Raw genomic sequence first — 878 nt, forward strand, 5'->3', positions numbered from 1 at the left:
AACTCCCAGGCCAGGCTGCGACGGATCGCGGCATCCGGCTGGCGTTCACCACTTTCAATCAAGCCCAGGTAGGACGGGCTGATGCCCACGGTGCGGGCCAATGCCTCAACGGCCAGGCCCTTGGCTTCGCGCAGGTTGCGCAAGTGCGCCAGGGGGCGTAGATCCGTCGCGGTCGCGACGGGAGGGGTCTGTGCAGCAGGAGTGCTTGGTTGCTGCAGGCCGGCGGCTGTTAACAGCGCCTGGTACTGAGCCCATGGCAGAACCGCATATTCGGGTTCGCCATCCCGTGAAATGATCTGTATATCCATGACTGCCCCGTAGGATCACAACACTTACGAAGTAAGTACTTTCCTTAGGAGTGTAATCCTAACAGCCGCAAAGAGCGCAGGGGGATAATCCGCGCCTTCAGTTTTTTGTCGGGTTTTCCTGCTCCAGAAGCTGCGGTGTGGCGGGCAAGCGCTCGACCACCACCAGCTTCTCCGGGCGTTGGCGTTCACGCCAGGCGCGGAAGGCACTCAACTCCCCGTCCAGGGACTTCATGACCCAGGCCAGTACCGCGATGTCATCGAGCATGCCGAACATGGGCAAAAAGTCCGGGATCGCATCAATCGGGCTGAGGAAGTACATCAGCCCCGCTACCACCGATATCAGCGCCTTGGGGCTGATCGCCCGGTACTCGCCACGCCAGGAGGCCAGGCACAGCGCCTGGAGCAGCTTGAGGTCGTCCTGGAGCTTGCCCAGGCGGTTACCCTGGCTTGAGCCTTTGGCGGCGACCGCGAACAACAAGGTCGGCAGGCGTCCACGCCCGATTAGCCGTGCGGCCAACGGTAGGAAGCGGGTGAAATTCCAGGGTGCTTTCATCGTCACTCCAGTTCCAG

At 61.7% G+C, this 878-nt stretch carries 2 protein-coding genes; both read right to left on the minus strand.

Annotated elements, in window-relative coordinates:
• On the minus strand, positions 1-308 hold a 308-nt coding region (locus ASU03_RS18920; RefSeq protein ID WP_057833278.1), incomplete at its 3' end, for a helix-turn-helix domain-containing protein.
• Positions 309-405: 97 nt separating this feature from the next.
• Positions 406-878 (minus strand): YkvA family protein (locus ASU03_RS18925; protein ID WP_231731649.1); only part of this gene is annotated, 473 nt, incomplete at its 5' end.

This window comes from Colwellia sp. TT2012, assembly GCF_001440345.1.
Taxonomy (GTDB): Bacteria; Pseudomonadota; Gammaproteobacteria; order Enterobacterales; family Alteromonadaceae; genus Colwellia.